The organism is Oerskovia sp. Root22 (assembly GCF_001429135.1).
GTDB lineage: Bacteria > Actinomycetota > Actinomycetes > Actinomycetales > Cellulomonadaceae > Oerskovia > Oerskovia enterophila.
Genome location: NZ_LMIL01000007.1, coordinates 347,459 through 363,119, shown reverse-complemented (window position 1 = coordinate 363,119; position 15,661 = coordinate 347,459). Strand labels below are relative to the sequence as shown.

Here is a 15,661-nt window from a genome sequence, read left to right as displayed (position 1 = left end):
TCACCTCCGGCGAGTGGTCGATGCGGTGTAGAAGTAGGTGGGCGAGGTCGAGACGCCGGACGCGATCGCGTCCAGGCGCGCCTGCCAGGACAGGCCGCCCGCCATCGCGAGGTCGATCTTGTTGAGCGAGTCGTGACGCTCCTTGGACATGACCCACAGGGGCTGGCCCTCGTCGTCGACCATCTTGATCTCGCGCTTCTGCGCGTTGGCGATGTGCGACGCGAGGTCCTCGTCGCCGTCGTTCGTGACCTCGCCCGCCTTGATCGCGCCGGCGTAGGACCGGCACATCTCGGCGGTGCGGCGCAGGTTGCGCGAGTCGGTGTAGAAGAACAGCACCTTCTTGGGACCGTACTTCCCGGCCCAGGTCGCGCCCTGCTCGTCCCAGCCCTGTGCCGGGTCGAGGTACATGCGCACGACGTCGAAGACCTTGAACGCTTCGTCGACGCCCTCGTTGACCTCGTGGACCCGCACCTCAGGGGTGCCGTCGGGCGACTCGTCGGCGTAGTCCGGGATCCACAGGCCGAACTTCTGCTGCAGCCCGGTCTCGATGTCGGTCACGACGAGGCCCGTCGTGTCCTTCCAGCGCGAGCCGTCGAAGCCGAGCGTCACCTTGCGGCGTACCCGGCGCGGGATCGTTGCGCCGACCTTCGCGAGCTCGTCCTTCCAGCGGCGAGCGTCGAACGCTTGGGCCTCGGCCTGCGTCCACCGGTTCAGCCAGGTCCGCTCGAGGTAGCGCGGATCGGCACGGGGCCGGTCCCACTGCTTGGCGATGCCGCGCAGGTCCGACCAGGCGGCAACCGATGGGCCAGACGCCTCCCGGATGGCCTCGATGCGATCGGCCATGACCGAGAGGTCGTACTCCTTGCCGGTGGTCGGATCGTGCGTCCCGGCCTCGCGGTGGAAGTAGAAGAGCTCGGGCTCGTCGACCTCACCCTTGCTGATGAGCTCGGCCTCGTCCTTGTCCTTCTCTGCGACGCTGCCCTTGCCAGGCTCACCCGCGGTCGTGGTGCCCAGCGACCAGGGGTCGTCGAGCGGACGCTTGGGGAGGTTCGCTTCCATCGCCTCGTAGGCCGACAGGGCCGTGGGGGAGTTCAGGCGGTGCGTCTCGTCGTAGTACTGGAACGTGGTCCGAGCGCCGTCTCGGGCGTTCGGCGAACCGGCCAAGGGGACAGCCTTGCCGTCCGCGCCACGCTCGCCCAGTCGGATGATCCGCTCGAGCGAGGAGTCGAACAGGTCGGCGTCGGGCCCCTCGGTGCAGACCGTGTAGAGGACGCCGTAGGCGAGTTCCATGACCTGTTCCTGCGTGGTTGCCAGGAGCGGGATGTACGGGTCGCGGACCGGGCGCCCGACGGGGTTGCCGTCCGCGTCCCAGCCGTCGAACCGGACCGGCCCCTCGCTGTGCAGCTCGACGAACGCGACCCAGCCGCCGAACTCGGTCTTGGCCGTGCCCTTGCGCCACGAGATCCGCACGCGCCGAAAGCGCCGGCGCCCCGCGAGCTCGTGGCCGCGAGGGTAGACCTCGTAGGCCTTCCAGATCGCGGCGCGCTTCTCGTCGTCCAGCCGTGCAGGCTCACCCTTGAGGGAGCCGGGCCCGAAGACCGCACGCTCCTCGATCAGGTCGCAGATCGGACCACCGAGAGACGGCCAGGGTTCCTCGTCGAACGACGGGACGATGAAGGTAGTCACACAGCCCGAAGAGTGCCGCGCGGGTCACCCTTCGGCTTGTTGTCCGTGGGTGGGGTGGCCTTCTTGCGACGCTGCTCGCCGCGCGTCTCGGCCTCGTCGGCGCGCTCGATCTCCAGGTGGAGGCGCGTGAGGGCCAGCGGGTTCAGGCCGAGGCGGTCGGAGAGCTGGCGCGCCTCGGCGGCAGCCTTGAGGTCGCCCTGCTCGGCGAGCACCTTCCACCGGACGTACTGAGCAACCTCTCGGCTCGAGTGCGAGTCCTCCCAGACCGTGGCCTGCGGGGTCCGCCACAAGTCGTCCCAGAGGGCGACCTCGTCGTCAGTCGCCTGCTCGATCTGCAGACTCAGCGTGGCGACGGTCATCTCGTTCTTGCTCAGCTCGCGCCGGAGCCGGCCACGAGCGCGCCCGTCTTCGGCCGCCTCGAGCTCGACCTGCAGCGAGGCCACGCGATCGCGCGCGGTCTCGAGTTGGGCCGTCATGAACGGGTTGGGACGCAGCGGCCACGGCGGGATCGCACCCAGCCGGCCGCCAGCGGGCAGCGAGGTGAAGCCCTTCTTCGGGTCGTTGCGGCGAGCACGAGTGGACGGGTGCTTCGGAGCAGGACCCGGCATGACGATCACCTCTTCACCGCCTTGCGCGGCCTACGAAAGTGACGCCCGACCTTCCGTCGAGCGTCGAAGTGTGTTCACCACCAGGAGTCCCGGAACCCGTACAGAGAAAAATCCCCCTCTCCGGCGGTTCCGGCAAGGTGGTCCTCAGGGGGGTCCCCCCGCCTCGAATGTCCGGTTCGGGGTGCCGCCGAGGTCCGGTTCGGACACTCAGCGGGCGGCCCAGCCTGCGGGCTTGGTGCGGGCTGTCTTGCGGTCGTGGCATGGAGCGCAGACGCCGCGCCCGTGGTCCGGCTCGTTGGGGTCTTGACCCATGGCCACTAGGTCGACACGCTCGACTGGGTGGTGGTCAGCGACGGTCGAGCATGCGGCACAGAGGCCAGCGTGTGCACCGCAGTCGCCAGTGCACACGCACCGCGGGTCGCGGGCCAGCACGTCCTCTCGGAAGCGGCGGTGACCCTTGGTGGAGTAGGGGTTGCCCGCTGGTCGGCGTGCCCGGTCAGCCTCGGCTCGGCACGCGTCGCAGGTCGAGCGACCAGGCGGTGCGACGTCGGGACAGCGGGAGCAGGGGGACCAGCCTCGGGGCATCCCACCCACCTCCCAGGCAGTACACCCTGACGGGCCTGGGTCGCTCTCCGCGCTGGTCTCGACCGTGGGTCGCGGGGTCCCGTCGGCTCCGTCAGGGAGTGTGTGTGCCCGACCCAGAGACCTGTACCGGGATGGATCGGGCGGCCCGCAGGCGAGTGCGGGCATGCGAAAGGCCCCGTGGCGAACCTCGGGGCCTTGTCTGCTGATGGGTGAAACCCACCTAAGCACAGGTTAGGTGGACAGAACGTCGTTCGCAAGGCGACGAGATGTCACGGCTCTGGGACAAACACGATTGTCATGGTGCTGTGACGTGGTCGATGTCCGTCTACGTCTCGATCGGGTCCGCGAGGCGAGCGCGGGCAGACTCGATGAGTTCGTCGAACGTGTCATTCAGGTCGCCAATCGCGGACAAGATCGCTCCGATGGCCGGCAAGGGGTCAGTCTGATTCAGCATGCGATCCGAGAGGAGGCCTGTTGCTCCGCTTAGGATTGAATCGGCCTTCTTCACGCGCGTGATCGCCTCCTCCACGTCTCCATCTGAGACGGTTAGCCGGATCTTCGCCAACGCGACGCGGAATCGGTCACTCGCCTCCCGGTGCTCGGTCCCGATTGCTCCCGAGACAGCCGCGTGGAATGGGTCGAAGCCCCTGAGTGCTTCGGTGGCCAGTTTGTGAACGGCAGTCCCGCGGGCGCGCCCGAACTCCACGAACTCAATGAGATTCTCCCGGAGAAACTGTCGACGCTGTTCCACGCCCTGCCGCTCTAGGTCGCGACGCTGAAGCGCACGGTCAAACCAGTTCGTGATCAAGGCGGAGAGTGCGCCTACAGCGGCGGCGAGGACGATGGCCCATGCGGATCCCATGGCACAGAGTGTGCCAGGCGATCGATGAGGGCGGGTCGCGCCGTCATGCCGCCACCTTCCCACGCACGGGCCGCTCGGCGAGGTCGAGTGCGTCGGCGAGTCGGTACAGTCCGTCGACGGCTTCCTCGAGCCTGCCGCGCTGCACCCACTTGAAGACGGTGCCGGGCTTGACCTCGTGCCCGACGATCTTGAGGGCGCGCACGATCTCGGCGGGCGTCATGAGCCGCTCCTCAAGCGCGTCGCTGACGTAGTCGAGCTGCTCGTCGCGCGTGAACTCGGTGCCGCACTCGCGGCAGGTCCCGCGCTCGCGCCCCTCGCGAAGGTAGAGCTCCCCAGCGCATCCGTCCCCTTCGGTCCCGCGCGCTGGGCAGGGCCCGACGTAGGTCGGGGGAGCGGGCCGCTCGAGCGTCCTGCGCACCCGCTCGCGGAAGTCGTGTGCCTCGTCGCAGAAGTCGAGGGCCTCGCGCTCGTCCGCCGTGAAGTGCCCGTACCGCTCGGCGACCTGTCCGAGCAGCGCGGGCATGGCGGACGTCGTGATGGGCGCGCGCCGTTCGGGGCAGTCCCACGAGCTCGGTGCGGGCGGGGTGTGCTGGACCGCCTTGGTGGCTTCGGCCGCCACAGCGAGCCAGGTCTCCACGCATTGTCCGTCGCAGCCATGCTCGGGTGGGACCTCGTCGAGCAGGACCGCGGCGTAGAACCTCGCTTGGTCCTCGATTTCGCGCATGAGGTCCGAGACCCCAACGTCGATGGGGAGCGGGGCCTCGTTCGATCCGGACGGCATCCCGGTCAGCGCGTTGCCACCGCCGCCATGGAGTCTGGCCTGGAGCCGGGGCCATCGTTCAACGATCCATAGGAGATCGGTTCGTGCATCCAGAGCAGTCTGCGCGTCCATGCTGGTCTCGCCTCCAGTAGGGCGATCGATGGTACGGACCTGGCGCGCGAGCTTCAAGGCGAGATGTTCGGTCTCAGCCCGCAGCCATTGTGGGTGAATTCCCTGCGGATCGAACCGGTACGCGCGTCTCGGGCGCTACGGTCAGCGCACCATGCTGAAAGGGGGCGCCATGCCCGAGGAATCCGCCGTACCGCTGCCCGGCAGCGACGTCCCGCCACCACCGCCACCTGCGAAGGCGTCGATCCTCCGGAAGCCGTGGGCGATCCCAGCGGCTGTCGGCGTTATTGGGCTCGCGCTCGGTGCGGCCGTAGGCATCGTGGCGAGCCAGTCGGACCCGACAGCCAGCGCCGAGTTCCAGGCCCTCCTGATCGAGCGCGACGAGGCGCAGGCTCAGGCCGACGAACTCGACGACCTGATCGACGACACGAAAGAAGAGGCACGTCTACAGATCGCAGAGGCTGCGGAGAAGGCGCAGGCGAACGTCGTGCGGAGCGTTGAGCTCGACGAGCGCGATAAGGCGCTTGATGAACGAGAGACTGCGGTGTCGGGCGCCGAGGCGCAGGTCGCGGCAAACACGATCGCACCGGGCCGGTGGACGGTTGGAGTCGACATCGAGCCTGGGGCCTACCGGGTCAAGGATGCCGTGACGAGCACCCGCTGCTACTGGGCGATCACGCGTACTGGGTCGAACGGGGACGACATCCTCTCCAACGACTACGCCACGCAGGGCAATCTCTCCGTCACGCTCTCAGCGGGGCAGGACTTCGAATCGTCCGACTGTGGGTCGTGGGTCAAACAGTGACCGACGCGTTGCCAAGGGATGGCATGTCCGTCGCCGAGGTGCTCGGAAGGCCGTGTGGCTGTTGTTGCTACACAATTGTTTCAAGGAATCGTGCAAAGGGGCCAAAATGCTAGTAGAGACAATTGCCGAGAAGTTGTTCTTCAATCCTGTCCGCCTCGAGGCGGATGGGCCTGGTGGAAGCTGGACGGGCACAGGCTTTATCTATTCTGTGAATACGGCGGACGGTGCCGTGCAGGTGCTCGTCACTAATAAGCATGTGCTTCGAGGTGCAGAGCGCCTCAAGATAAACTTCATGCGCGCAGCCGGCGATCGCCCCATGATGGGGGTCGGTGCATCGCCGATCCTCATGGGTCTCACGGTCGACTCATGGGTTGGGCACCGCGAGGAGGACATCGATGTTGCGGTCATACCGCTCGCTAGGATCATCGAGGCAATGGCTCAGCAGGGTGAGGAGTTGTACTTCAAGTCGATTACACCTGAACTAACCTTGAATGATGAGGATGACCTGGATGCGATGGAAGGGGTCCTGTTTATCGGATATCCAAGCGGGCTGTTTGATCGGGTAAATCTGCTTCCGATCGCTAGACGTGGATGGACGGCAACGCCGATTCGTGTCGACTACAACGGGCGCCCCCAGTTCCTCATCGACGCTTCGGTATTCCCAGGATCGAGCGGGAGTCCGGTCTTCATTCTAGATCGAGGAACCGTGACGGGGCGCTCGGGGAATGTGACGATAGGTACTCGGGTGATTTTCCTAGGGGTATTGGCGGCCGTGCATACTCGTATACTGGAGGGAACCGTCGAAGTTGTCACAGCGACACCGATTGCACGATTCAATGAGCCGATCGATCTGGGAGTCGTTTACAAGGCCTCGTGCGTGCTTGAGACCATTGATGGGCTTCTGTCGAAGCATGGACTCACGCGTCTTCCGAGTGTGGCCCCGGTCGTCGATGGGGCTTCACCGTCACCGGCGGATGAGATCGTTGCTGAGGCCGAGAGGGACTCCTAGTACGACCGATGCCTGAGATCAGATGTTTGGACGTGATCTCAGGCACCGATGCGCAATCTTGAGTTGCGGGCCGGTCTGCCAAGGTTGCGGGGCCAACCTTGACTAGTGCGCACGTTCGTCCCCTCTGGAACTGTAGGTTGTCGGGCATGTTCGAATCCATGAGCGACTTCATCGCCAGGATCCAACCGGGTTCGTGGCCGGATTGGATCGCTGCGATCGGGACCACAGCGGCGTTTCTCGTGGCGGCGGTCGCGTACTCGCGTGACGTGCGGACGCGACGCTGGGCTCAAGCGCGTCTGGTCCACGTCGAACTGCGCGACCTACACTTTTTCGGGCCCAGAGAAGTGGCACCGTTACTTGCACATGGGGCTGGCATCGGTGGTGGAGATGTCCCGAGGGTGCCACTCAACTCTGGGGCACCCCCGGTCACGCGTCAGCTACTCCTAGAGCCTGCCGGGCTCGCTACGGCGGCGGTCCAGAACGGCAGTGACGAGGTGTTCGGTCCGGCGTTCGTGCGTGCGCTCGGTCGGACCGGGCCAGGCATTCCGTGGGACTTCGAGGTGACGAGCGGACCGGTGAGTCCTCGATCCGAGCGGGTGGTGGAGCTGTGCTGTTCGAACCCCCACTATCCGTCAGGACAGCCAGGTATCGAACTTGAGGTAGTTTTCCGCGATTCGGCCGGACGCTGGTGGCGACGCCGTGGGTATGAGCCGGTGCGACGGGCGAGGGACAAGGAGCGTGAAGTCCGACGATTCCGTCGAGGAGCGAGGTGCGGGAAGGCTCGCACCAGATGGCGCGGACTGTTTGAGAGATTCCCTGGGAAGGTGCGCGGTGCTGTGAGGGTGCTCCAAGCGAGGTGGCAAGCTGGGCGTCGATGATGTCGACGATCTGCATCGGCTCGAAGCGGGTCATGACTCCCCTTCGAGGGCTCGGGTGAGGTCGTGTACTACGTCGCCTAGGTTGGCCTGCTGGGAGGCGAGGCGCGCCCAGAGGGTGAGCAGCTCGGTCACGCGCCCGAGTGCTGCCCGTGCCGCATCCCTCTCGGCGAGGAGGTTGTTCTTGCCGTGGCGGTCCCAGAGGGTGCGGAACCGGTCAGCTTCATCCCGCAGTCGGTCTACTTCGTCGGCCAGCTCGAACAGGAGGGAGGCGGCTTCTCCGTGGATATCACGTGCCGCCTCCCTCGCGCGTCGGATCAGGTCGCCGGTGGTCATGTTGCGTCCTTCCAGTTGGTCACGGCGCGGGTCTGGGTTGTCGCGTGCTCGCAGGGTCGGTGCTGTGCCCCGCGCGGGCCGATCCGGGTCCTGAATCCGCAGCAGTCATCGTCGAGGTCGTCGGCGCACGGGTAGTGCACCTTCGTCTCGACGCTCGTGGGGATCAGGCCAGCAACAGCCAACACCTCCGCCTGATGAGACCCCCAGAACGTCGCGTCACCGTGCGGCTCGGGCAAGGGCATGCCGCACGTCATGCGCTGGGCGCGAACGCCGCATTGGCGGTGCTCACCGAGCAGTCCAGCGACCTCGGCCACGTAGTCAGGGGCGGTCATCGGGTTGCTCCTCTCAGGCGGGCGGCGTAGTCACGCATCCACGTGCGCAACTTCGTCCAGTCAGACGGCATCCGGCGCGTCTCCTCGGCCAGGACCTCGATCGCTCGCGCCGCGATCTCCGTCTCGTCCACCACGGGCGGGGCAAGGAGCGCGGCCAGGACGGCGCGGGCGTCGATGTACGCCTGAACGCCGGGGTGTTCCGACCGTGACAGCGTTCGGGCCACGGCCTCCACGAGCTCATCGTCCTCGCGTCCGGTGTCGGGGGCACCCTCGTGCGTCTCACATCCGCACTCTTCCGTGTCGGACCACGGGAGGTCGCTGTCGTCGTCGAGGGTGTCGGACGCCGGGGCGGGGTGCGCCGCGCAGGTCTCCACGCCGTGCCCCAGGCAGTTCCCGCACACCCCGTCCGTCTCGGGTGCCGGGTGTGCGGCGAGCAGGGTGCGAATCTCGCCCGCGACCCAGGCTCCCGGCCCGTACTCCTCCGCGTCGTCCGCGAGCTTGGTGAGGGCGGTGCGCAGATCGTTGGGGTCGGCCGGTGTCGTGGGCTTCGGTGAGGTCATCGGGTCTCCCCGGCCTGGTCGCGGGTGATCTGGGCCTTGTGCTCGCGGTGCCATGCGCGGCGCTGGGTGCCGGACGGGAGCTCGGGGGAGAGGGCTCCGCAGGAGCACTTCCCGTGGCCGGTTCCGCCGGTGGTGATGTGGCCGCGGTAGATGAGCTGGCCCTTGGCAGTGTGGGGTGCGCCTTCCCACCAGAGCTCGTGGCCGGCGAGGCGGCTCACGCTCCGGCCTCCTCGGTCGTGTCGGTGGCTGGCACGAGGTGCACGGGGTTGTGCGCGGCGATCTGCACGGTCGTCGCGGGGCCGTCGGTCGTGTTCCAGCGCGACGGGTTGTGCCGCCCGGTCCCCTGGTCGATCTTGAGCGCGAGGAACGCGCGGCCGCGGTCGGTGGTGCAGAGCACGGCGCTGCGCACGGGGAGCGTCTCGAGCTGGGTGGCGGTGAGGGGGGCTGGGGTGCTCATGCTCGCGTCTCCTCGGTGACGATGCGGACGGGGTAGGTGGGGAGTCCGAGGCGACCGTGGTAGGTCGCGGCGGCGGGCATCGTGCCTTCGTCGCTCTCCTCGGGGTAGGAGATAACGAACGGATCACCGTCCTCGTCCCAGGTGACGATCCACGGGCGGTCGTAGGCGTCGCGGATCAGGACCGACGCGAGGCTGGCGTCCTCCATGGCGACGGTCAGGTGCTCCTCGAAGTCCATCGGGGTGGCGAACGTCAGCGGCGCGGGGGCGGCGCGGTGCGCGTTGACCGCGTCCAGGATGCGACCGAGCGCCTCGTCGGACGGCTCGTCCTCCTCCGCGTTGGCGGCTGGCTCGAGGCGGCGCGGGTTGGCGATGCTGATTGTGAACGAGGTGACGGTGGCGCCGTCGGTGGTCTGCCAGACGTCGCGGCCGTGGGTCTGGGCGTTGCCGACCTTGATCGCGAGGACGGCGCGGTCGTGCGCGGCAGTGCAGTGGAGTGCGGTGCCGACGGGCAGGGCCTCGACCCACTCGGTCGACACGGACTGGGCGATGGTCACGGGTGCTCCTTGATCGGGAGTCCGGCGGCTTGCCGGACGAGGTTGGCGCCGGTGCTGTACGCCCCTGTGAGGGGCTGGACCGGGGTGGGTGGGGTGTCTGTCTCTCGTGCGAGCTGATCGGCCCTGCACGCCGAGCAGTTGCCCTTGGGGAAGGACCTGTGGGCGTCGCCCTCGATGTCGCAGGGCGTGTACCGGCCGCCGACGGACTCGGTGCCAGCGACGGCCTGCCACCAGGGCCCGAGCTCGTTCATGCGCTTCGGGGTCTGGGTCTTCGGGTCGGTCGCTACCCATGCGAGGGCGACGGCGACGTCGCGGTAGGCGCGGTGGGCGTGGTCTCGCTCGAGGAACGTGCAGAGCGATCGCAGGGGCCAGTCGGGTCGCAGCGCGTTAGCGGCTGCGGCCAGGCGCTCGACCTCGGTTCGGGTCAGCATCCCAAGGCCAATCCGTCGTGCCGCTCGCGCGGTACGTAGGTGACGATTTGGACTTGGTCTCCACGTCCTAAACGGAGGTGAGCCGAAAGACTAAGGACGGGTCGGGTCGGGTCGGGTCGGGGGGACCGTGACTGCTGCCGTGACTCACGCGTGACATACGCGTGAGTCACGGCGTGACAGGAGCGACTTTCGCGCGGGATTCCGCCGATCGTGCCGTTTCCGTTCACGGCTCGGCCTCGCGTTTCGCCTTCGCCCTCTCGCGCGCCTTTCGCTGACGTTCGGAGGCCGCAGCGCGCTCGGCGAGCACCTGATCGCGCGACGGTTGGTAGTCCAGCCAGTCGTGGAAGAGCCACCCGCCGTCGACCTCTTCCCACAGGCCGACGCGTACCAGGGACGTGACTTCCGCAGGTGTCCCGTCGAGGTGCTTGAGCATCTCCTTCGGCACGAACCCGTCCGTGAGCTGGTCCATGCACCATGAGAGTCCGGTCGCCCAGAGTGCCCGTGCGCCCTTCGACGCGCCGCGCCACTTGATCGCCGAGTGCAGCTTGTCGTCGACCTTCCCCCATGTCACGCCGCCTCCCTCGGTGGCGGGGCGACGAGTTCGGTGGGGCGGTGGCCGTGGAGCATCTGGTGGCGGAGTCGGCCGGCGGGGTCCGCGGTGAACGTGGCCCCGCATCGGCAGGTGTGGGTGGTCATGCTGCTCTCGCTTCTCGGCGCCGGGACTCGGCGCCGTCGGGTTCGGTCTGCAGGGCGTCGCGACGTGCGGCCTGCAGGGTGGGGGTATCGCCGTGGCGGCGCTCGTAGATCGGCTTGAGGCAACGTGCCGCGGCGCGTGTGGCGTCTGGGTCTTCCGTGACCTGCGCGCGGCGGGCGCGCTCGGCCAGGACGTCGAGCCGCGACTGGTACGTCTCCTGCTCGGCGACCAGCAGGCGGTACGCCGTGTCGCGGGACTGCTGCGACATCCGCGCGTAGTCCTCGACCGACGGCGCCCGCCTCACGCCGCGGCCCTCCGAGCGGCGCGGTTGCGCTGCTCCTTGCGGAGGGCTGCCGAGCGCTCGGCCGGCGTCGTGCCGCCGTACATCCCGAAGCGCAGGGCTCCGTAGCTGCTGGACTCCGCGTCGGCCGCCGCCTGGAGGCAGGCCGCCGCGACCGGGCAGCCGGCGCAGATCCTGCGGGCGTCGTCGTAGGCGCCCGGGAGATCCGAGTCCGGGTGCCACGGGTCGCCCTGCAGCGCGTGGTCCCAGTCGCGGCACTTCGCGTCGAGACGCCAGTCCTCAGGCTCACGGGTCGCGAGCGGGTTCGCTGGGCGGGTCATGGTCTGGGCGCGCAGGTTGGTCATGCGACTGCCTCCTCGGCAAAGTTGATGGTGTGGAGCATGTGGCGGATGGCGGCGGCTGCCTGCTGTGGCACAACTCCGTTGCCGAGCGCCTTGAGTTGTTCGTTGCGGGTGATGTCGGTGTCGGTGACCCAGCCGTCGGGGAGGCCCATGAGCCACTCGACGAACCGGGGTGACAGGCGCTGCGCCCCGCCCTTGCCTGTGGGTTCGGTGGGCGACGGGGCCGGGCGCCCGAAGACGCGTTCCCAGCGCTCGATCGCGGGGGCGTAGGCGCCGAAGTCTGAGCGCGGGTCGTTGGCGAGCACGTCGAGGTTGGTGACCTGCGTGCGAGTGGAACCGTCGGCCTTCCGCTTCCGCTCGAGGTGCGCCGCCGCGGTGCCTCCCGCGCGTGAAGCCTCGGGAGTGGGCAGCATGCGCAGGGCCTCGATCGACAAGCTCGCACCGTGCCCGTTGCCGTTGCCGTGGGACGCCTTGAGTCGCGTGGTCCACTCGTCCCAGGTCTCGGGGGTGTAGGCGCGGCCCATGTCGTTCACGACCGGGGTTGGGAGGAGCGTCAGGTCGGGAGCAGGTGCTCCACCTCGTCGGCTAGCGTCGGCCCGTGACCGCCCGCCTTGCGCTTGTCCGGGTGCTGCGAACCGCCGTTCACCGCGAGCTGTGCCGTCGGCGTCCGGAACAGCGGGTCGCCCGTCCAGCCCGGTGGGACGGGTGGTGTCCCAGGCGAGGACGAAGACTCGGAAGCGACCGTGGGGGGCTCCCACGTCGGCAGCGCGTAGGCCACACCACGCCGCGTCGTACCCGAGCTCGGCCAGGTCTCCGAGAACACGGCCGAGTGCCCGCAGAGATGGGCCTCCTCGGTCATCCATGCAGAACTCGCAGGACTCCACGTCGCCAGCGGTCGCTTCGGCACTGAGTGCTCCTCTCACGTTCTCCCACACGACGAAGTGGGGTCGGATGGTTTCGATGGCGTCGCACATGGACGCCCACAGGCCGGATCGGGTGCCGGCCTTCATGCCTGCACGCTTCCCGGCGTGGGACAGGTCTTGGCAGGGGGAGCCGCCCGTGATGATGTCGACGGGGTCGACGTCGGCCCAGTTGATCTTGGTGACGTCGCCGTGATTCGGGGCATGGGGGAAGCGGGCGGCGAGGATCTTCGAGGGGCCTTTGTCGACCTCGGACACCCATGCGGTCGTCGCGCCGAAGGCCTCTTCAACGGCCAGGTCGAGCCCCCCGTACCCGGCGAACAAAGCGCCGATCCTGGGCCTCATGCGGCCACCGCGCTCTCGTGTCGGTAGAACCCGCTACTGTCCTGACCGTGAGCGACATCGGAGACCTGACGGAGCGCGTCCGGCAGTTCGCGGACGCTCGGGACTGGCAGCAGTTCCACACGCCGAAGAACCTCGCAATGGCGCTGGCTGGCGAAGTCGGAGAACTGCTCGCAGAGATGCAGTGGCTCACCGATGCGGAGGTGGTAGACGCTGTCGGTGCTCGAGGCGACGAAGCAGCGCGGATCAAGGATGAGATGGCTGACGTGTTCATCTACCTGGTCCGGCTCGCCGACACGCTCGGCATCGACCTCGCTAGGGCCGCGCACGAGAAGATCGATCGCAACGAGAGCCGCTACCCCGTGCACCTTGCGCGCGGTACTAACCAGAAGCACGACGTGCTTCGAGATCTGCAGGAGTGACACGTGGTAGCTGTTCTCATCCATCCCTCGGGTGGCGCTGCGCGAGGCAAGGTCAACTGGGCGAAGACGCTCGGCCAGACCGTCGAGTTCATGACCGGAGACCGGTCCCAGCTTCTGACGCCCGAGCAGAGGGAGGAACTTCTGGCGTTGCACCCTGACGGCCGCGCGCGGTTCTGGGGCACCTTTGACGAGGCTTGGCGAGAGGACTACCTGAAGAAGACCGGGACCGGCTCTGCGGTCGTCTTCACCGCGTCCAACCACGTCCGCGGTGTCGGAGTGATCGGCGCCGTGATCAAGAACGCTGCCTTTGCCGACACTCTCTGGGCGCCCGATGCCGAGAAGGGCAGCTACGCCTTCGTCTACAGCATCGTCGGTTTCGAGGACGTGATGATCCCCTACGCCGAGGCTCGCCTGATGCTGGGGAAGGGCCCCGACTACCCGTTCCGAAGCCTCGCCGTCGCGACCGACCTTGAGGCCGAGTTCTTCGGTGATGCTGTAGCCGAAGGGGCGAATCTTCCCAGCGTCCCAGGCGTCGGAAGCACGCTTGGGAGTGCCCCCACGGGGGCGACCGCGCCGACGAAGACGACCGTGACGACCCAGCGCATCGTCCGCGACGGTGCCGTTGCCCGATGGGTGAAGGACCTCCACGGCGACCAGTGCCAGATTTGCGGCATCGTTCTCTCGGTGCCGAAGGGCCGGTACTCCGAAGGTGCGCACATCCGCGCACTCGGCGCAGGTCACGCTGGACCCGATACGCCGTCCAACCTTCTGTGCCTGTGCCCCAACGACCACGTTCTGTTCGATGGCGGGGCCCTGTACCTCGAGGACGGCAACGTCTACCGCACCGAGGGGCAGGAGCTTGTCGGACCGCTGCGTACAGACAGTCGGCACGTCATCGACTGGGCGCACGCGACCTACCACCGCGAGAACTTCGCCAGCATCCGGTAGGGCGCTCACGACGCGACCTCGTCAGCCTCGGGCTCGACCTCGGCGACGGGCAGGTTCGCGATGTCGCGCTTGAGGTTGTCGATCACCGCGGACGCCTCGAACTTCGTGAGCTCCTTCGTGGAGCCGACGACTCGGCCGACGACCTGCGAGGCGTAGGCCAGGCCGTCGTCACGCGTTGCGATCCCGAACTCTCCGAACGACGCGTGCAGAGCCTTGAGCTGGTCCGGGGTGTTCTTCGGCTCGGTGGCGTCGGGCGCGAGCTCGCCGGCGGCGAGGACATCGGCCGCGGACTCGCGACGCGCGGGCTCGGCGGGGGTCGCCTCGCGTGCCTCCTCCTCGGTGTACGTCACGCCGTAGAGCGCCTCGGGGCATGCAGTGCGCGCGCACTCGGTGATCGCGCGGGCCTTGAGCATCGCGGACGCGTACTTCTTCCAGACGTCCTTCGTGGACAGACCGGCGGCGCGGGCCTTCTCGATCGTCCAGGTGGCGGCGTAGACGAAGTCGGGGTCGTCGGCGCGGACGATCTCGGCGCGAGCGCTCTGGTCGTCGCCTTGGACGCGCAGCCGGTGGCCGGCCCTGCGGACGTTCGCCGCGATGAGCTCGGCGGACGCCGACGGCTTCCCCTCGATAACGTGGATGCGGTACAGCGACTCGGCGGGCGCGAGGCCCATCGCAGCGCCCAGGTTCACGGCGACCAGGACGGCGCCCGGATCGTCGCGGTAGGCACGCGGGAGGATCGACGAGGCGGAGACGGTCTCGGCGAAGCGCCACTGCTCGGCGAGAGGGAGCGTCTGGGAGGTGGTGACGAGGTCGGTCATGATGCGTACTCCTCGATGAGGTCGGGTGCGAAGTGCCAGCGCGGCGGTGCGATGCGAGTGATGCCGGTCGGGTATCCGGGCCACTCGCCGCGCTCGAGGCAGCGGGCGTAGAGGTCGATCGCGGCGCGCGTCTTGGCGCGGCCGATCGCGAAGTAGTCGACGTCGAGCTCTACGACGGACACGAGGTGGGGTGCCTCGGTCTCGACGAGGACGTGCAGGAAGCGAGTGGCGGTGCCGCCTGCCTGGGTGAGGCCGTCGAGGTAGTGCGCGGCCTGGACGTCGTAGCCGAGGTTCGCCGCAGTCCGGGCGAACTCGCGAGGGTCCGCGGAGCGCGCGGTCTTGAGGTCGACGACGACGCCCGCGGCCTCGTGCAGGTAGTCGAGGCGCCCGCGGCAGCGAACGCCGGTCTCGAGGTCGTCCCAGATGAGCGACACCTCGGGGCGCCCGCCAGCGAACAGGCGGCCGGCGTCCGGGTGGGCCTTCACCTTCTCGGCCATGGCTGTTGCGGTGTCGTACTGCGAAGGCTTGAGCGGCACGCCGCCTGCGGCACGGATGGCCGCGACCTCCTCCTTGACGGCGTTCGTGCGCCACTCCTCGGCATCGACCCGCACGAGGTCGAGTCCGGTGCCGAGCACCATGCCGTGCACGGCATGCCCCAGGTCGAAGGCGGTCTTCTCGACCCGATGTGCGAGCGAGTGCTGGTAGCGTGCCGGGCTGTCGAGCATGGCCTTCACGCCCGTCGAGGACAGTCCCGGGAGTGCGTGGTACTCGAGCTCGGGGACGTCGTAGTGGATGCCGGTCTCGATCACTTCCGCCCCTCCTTCTTGCGGCGCTCGTCGATGCGCCCTGCCCACCACGCCGAGACGAAGAGGAAGACGAGGCAGAC

General features: G+C 68.1%; 21 protein-coding genes. 4 read left to right on the top strand and 17 right to left on the bottom strand.

Annotated features, from left to right (window positions below; translation table 11 throughout):
• The 4 genes from ASE15_RS06530 to ASE15_RS06515 form a co-directional block, all read right to left on the bottom strand.
• Positions 1-1,686 (bottom strand): hypothetical protein, encoded by a 1,686-nt coding sequence (locus ASE15_RS06530; protein WP_056762289.1) that lies wholly within the window; start codon positions 1,684-1,686, stop codon positions 1-3.
• Positions 1,683-2,294, bottom strand: a complete 612-nt coding sequence (locus tag ASE15_RS06525) for a hypothetical protein (RefSeq protein WP_157277160.1) — start codon at positions 2,292-2,294, stop codon at positions 1,683-1,685. The genes ASE15_RS06530 and ASE15_RS06525 overlap by 4 nt, the downstream gene beginning before the upstream one ends.
• Positions 2,295-3,204: 910 nt before the next feature.
• Entirely contained in the window at positions 3,205-3,741 is a 537-nt protein-coding gene (locus tag ASE15_RS06520) for a hypothetical protein (protein ID WP_056762285.1), read from the bottom strand.
• A gap of 43 nt (positions 3,742-3,784) precedes the next feature.
• Positions 3,785-4,690: a hypothetical protein gene (locus tag ASE15_RS06515; protein WP_157277159.1), complete on the bottom strand. Its 906-nt coding sequence runs from the start codon at positions 4,688-4,690 to the stop codon at positions 3,785-3,787.
• A 112-nt stretch (positions 4,691-4,802) separates the two neighbouring features.
• Here ASE15_RS06515 and ASE15_RS06510 point away from each other — a divergent pair, with 112 nt between their 5' ends.
• Entirely contained in the window at positions 4,803-5,435 is a 633-nt protein-coding gene (locus ASE15_RS06510; protein WP_157277158.1) for a hypothetical protein, read from the top strand.
• Between the two features lie 106 nt (positions 5,436-5,541).
• The gene (locus ASE15_RS20295) at positions 5,542-6,444 is read left to right on the top strand and encodes a serine protease (RefSeq protein WP_082618256.1); all 903 of its coding nucleotides are present in this window, start codon (positions 5,542-5,544) and stop codon (positions 6,442-6,444) included.
• A 908-nt stretch (positions 6,445-7,352) separates the two neighbouring features.
• On the opposite strand, the gene ASE15_RS06505 is transcribed toward ASE15_RS20295, so the two are convergent.
• The 11 genes from ASE15_RS06505 to ASE15_RS20290 all read right to left on the bottom strand — a co-directional run bounded on the left by ASE15_RS06505 (position 7,353) and on the right by ASE15_RS20290 (position 12,569).
• The gene (locus ASE15_RS06505; protein ID WP_056762279.1) at positions 7,353-7,655 is read right to left on the bottom strand and encodes a hypothetical protein; all 303 of its coding nucleotides are present in this window, start codon (positions 7,653-7,655) and stop codon (positions 7,353-7,355) included.
• Positions 7,652-7,987, bottom strand: coding sequence for a hypothetical protein (locus ASE15_RS06500; protein WP_056762276.1), 336 nt, complete (start codon positions 7,985-7,987; stop codon positions 7,652-7,654). The genes ASE15_RS06505 and ASE15_RS06500 overlap by 4 nt, the downstream gene beginning before the upstream one ends.
• On the bottom strand, positions 7,984-8,547 hold the full coding sequence (locus ASE15_RS06495) for a hypothetical protein (RefSeq protein WP_056762274.1): 564 nt from the start codon (positions 8,545-8,547) through the stop codon (positions 7,984-7,986). The genes ASE15_RS06500 and ASE15_RS06495 overlap by 4 nt, the downstream gene beginning before the upstream one ends.
• A complete protein-coding gene (locus tag ASE15_RS06490; protein ID WP_056762272.1) occupies positions 8,544-8,765 on the bottom strand; it encodes a hypothetical protein in 222 nt (73 codons plus the stop codon). Before ASE15_RS06490 ends, ASE15_RS06495 begins: the two co-directional genes overlap by 4 nt.
• Positions 8,762-9,004 carry a hypothetical protein gene (locus tag ASE15_RS06485; protein ID WP_056762270.1) on the bottom strand — a complete coding sequence of 81 codons (243 nt, stop codon included), beginning with the start codon at positions 9,002-9,004 and terminating at the stop codon, positions 8,762-8,764. Before ASE15_RS06485 ends, ASE15_RS06490 begins: the two co-directional genes overlap by 4 nt.
• Positions 9,001-9,558, bottom strand: coding sequence for a hypothetical protein (locus tag ASE15_RS06480; RefSeq protein ID WP_056762268.1), 558 nt, complete (start codon positions 9,556-9,558; stop codon positions 9,001-9,003). Before ASE15_RS06480 ends, ASE15_RS06485 begins: the two co-directional genes overlap by 4 nt.
• Complete coding sequence (locus tag ASE15_RS06475; RefSeq protein WP_056762266.1) at positions 9,555-9,989, bottom strand: hypothetical protein; 435 nt, start codon at positions 9,987-9,989, stop codon at positions 9,555-9,557. Before ASE15_RS06475 ends, ASE15_RS06480 begins: the two co-directional genes overlap by 4 nt.
• Before the next feature lie 223 nt (positions 9,990-10,212).
• Positions 10,213-10,458, bottom strand: coding sequence for a hypothetical protein (locus ASE15_RS06470; protein WP_157277157.1), 246 nt, complete (start codon positions 10,456-10,458; stop codon positions 10,213-10,215).
• 223 nt (positions 10,459-10,681) lie between these two features.
• On the bottom strand, positions 10,682-10,951 hold the full coding sequence (locus ASE15_RS06465) for a hypothetical protein (RefSeq protein WP_157277156.1): 270 nt from the start codon (positions 10,949-10,951) through the stop codon (positions 10,682-10,684).
• 32 nt (positions 10,952-10,983) lie between these two features.
• The gene (locus tag ASE15_RS06460) at positions 10,984-11,328 is read right to left on the bottom strand and encodes a WhiB family transcriptional regulator (RefSeq protein WP_056762259.1); all 345 of its coding nucleotides are present in this window, start codon (positions 11,326-11,328) and stop codon (positions 10,984-10,986) included.
• Positions 11,325-12,569, bottom strand: a complete 1,245-nt coding sequence (locus tag ASE15_RS20290; RefSeq protein WP_200960518.1) for a DNA cytosine methyltransferase — start codon at positions 12,567-12,569, stop codon at positions 11,325-11,327. The genes ASE15_RS06460 and ASE15_RS20290 overlap by 4 nt, the downstream gene beginning before the upstream one ends.
• A gap of 68 nt (positions 12,570-12,637) precedes the next feature.
• Here ASE15_RS20290 and ASE15_RS06440 point away from each other — a divergent pair, with 68 nt between their 5' ends.
• Together ASE15_RS06440 and ASE15_RS06435 are read left to right on the top strand one after the other, a co-directional pair.
• Positions 12,638-13,009 carry a nucleotide pyrophosphohydrolase gene (locus ASE15_RS06440; protein WP_056762249.1) on the top strand — a complete coding sequence of 124 codons (372 nt, stop codon included), beginning with the start codon at positions 12,638-12,640 and terminating at the stop codon, positions 13,007-13,009.
• Positions 13,010-13,012: 3 nt separating this feature from the next.
• Complete coding sequence (locus ASE15_RS06435) at positions 13,013-13,957, top strand: HNH endonuclease (protein ID WP_056762246.1); 945 nt, start codon at positions 13,013-13,015, stop codon at positions 13,955-13,957.
• A gap of 5 nt (positions 13,958-13,962) precedes the next feature.
• On the opposite strand, the gene ASE15_RS06430 is transcribed toward ASE15_RS06435, so the two are convergent.
• Positions 13,963-14,775, bottom strand: a complete 813-nt coding sequence (locus ASE15_RS06430; RefSeq protein ID WP_056762244.1) for a hypothetical protein — start codon at positions 14,773-14,775, stop codon at positions 13,963-13,965.
• On the bottom strand, positions 14,772-15,584 hold the full coding sequence (locus ASE15_RS06425; RefSeq protein ID WP_056762242.1) for a PD-(D/E)XK nuclease-like domain-containing protein: 813 nt from the start codon (positions 15,582-15,584) through the stop codon (positions 14,772-14,774). The genes ASE15_RS06430 and ASE15_RS06425 overlap by 4 nt, the downstream gene beginning before the upstream one ends.
• Positions 15,585-15,661: the final 77 nt, after the last annotated feature.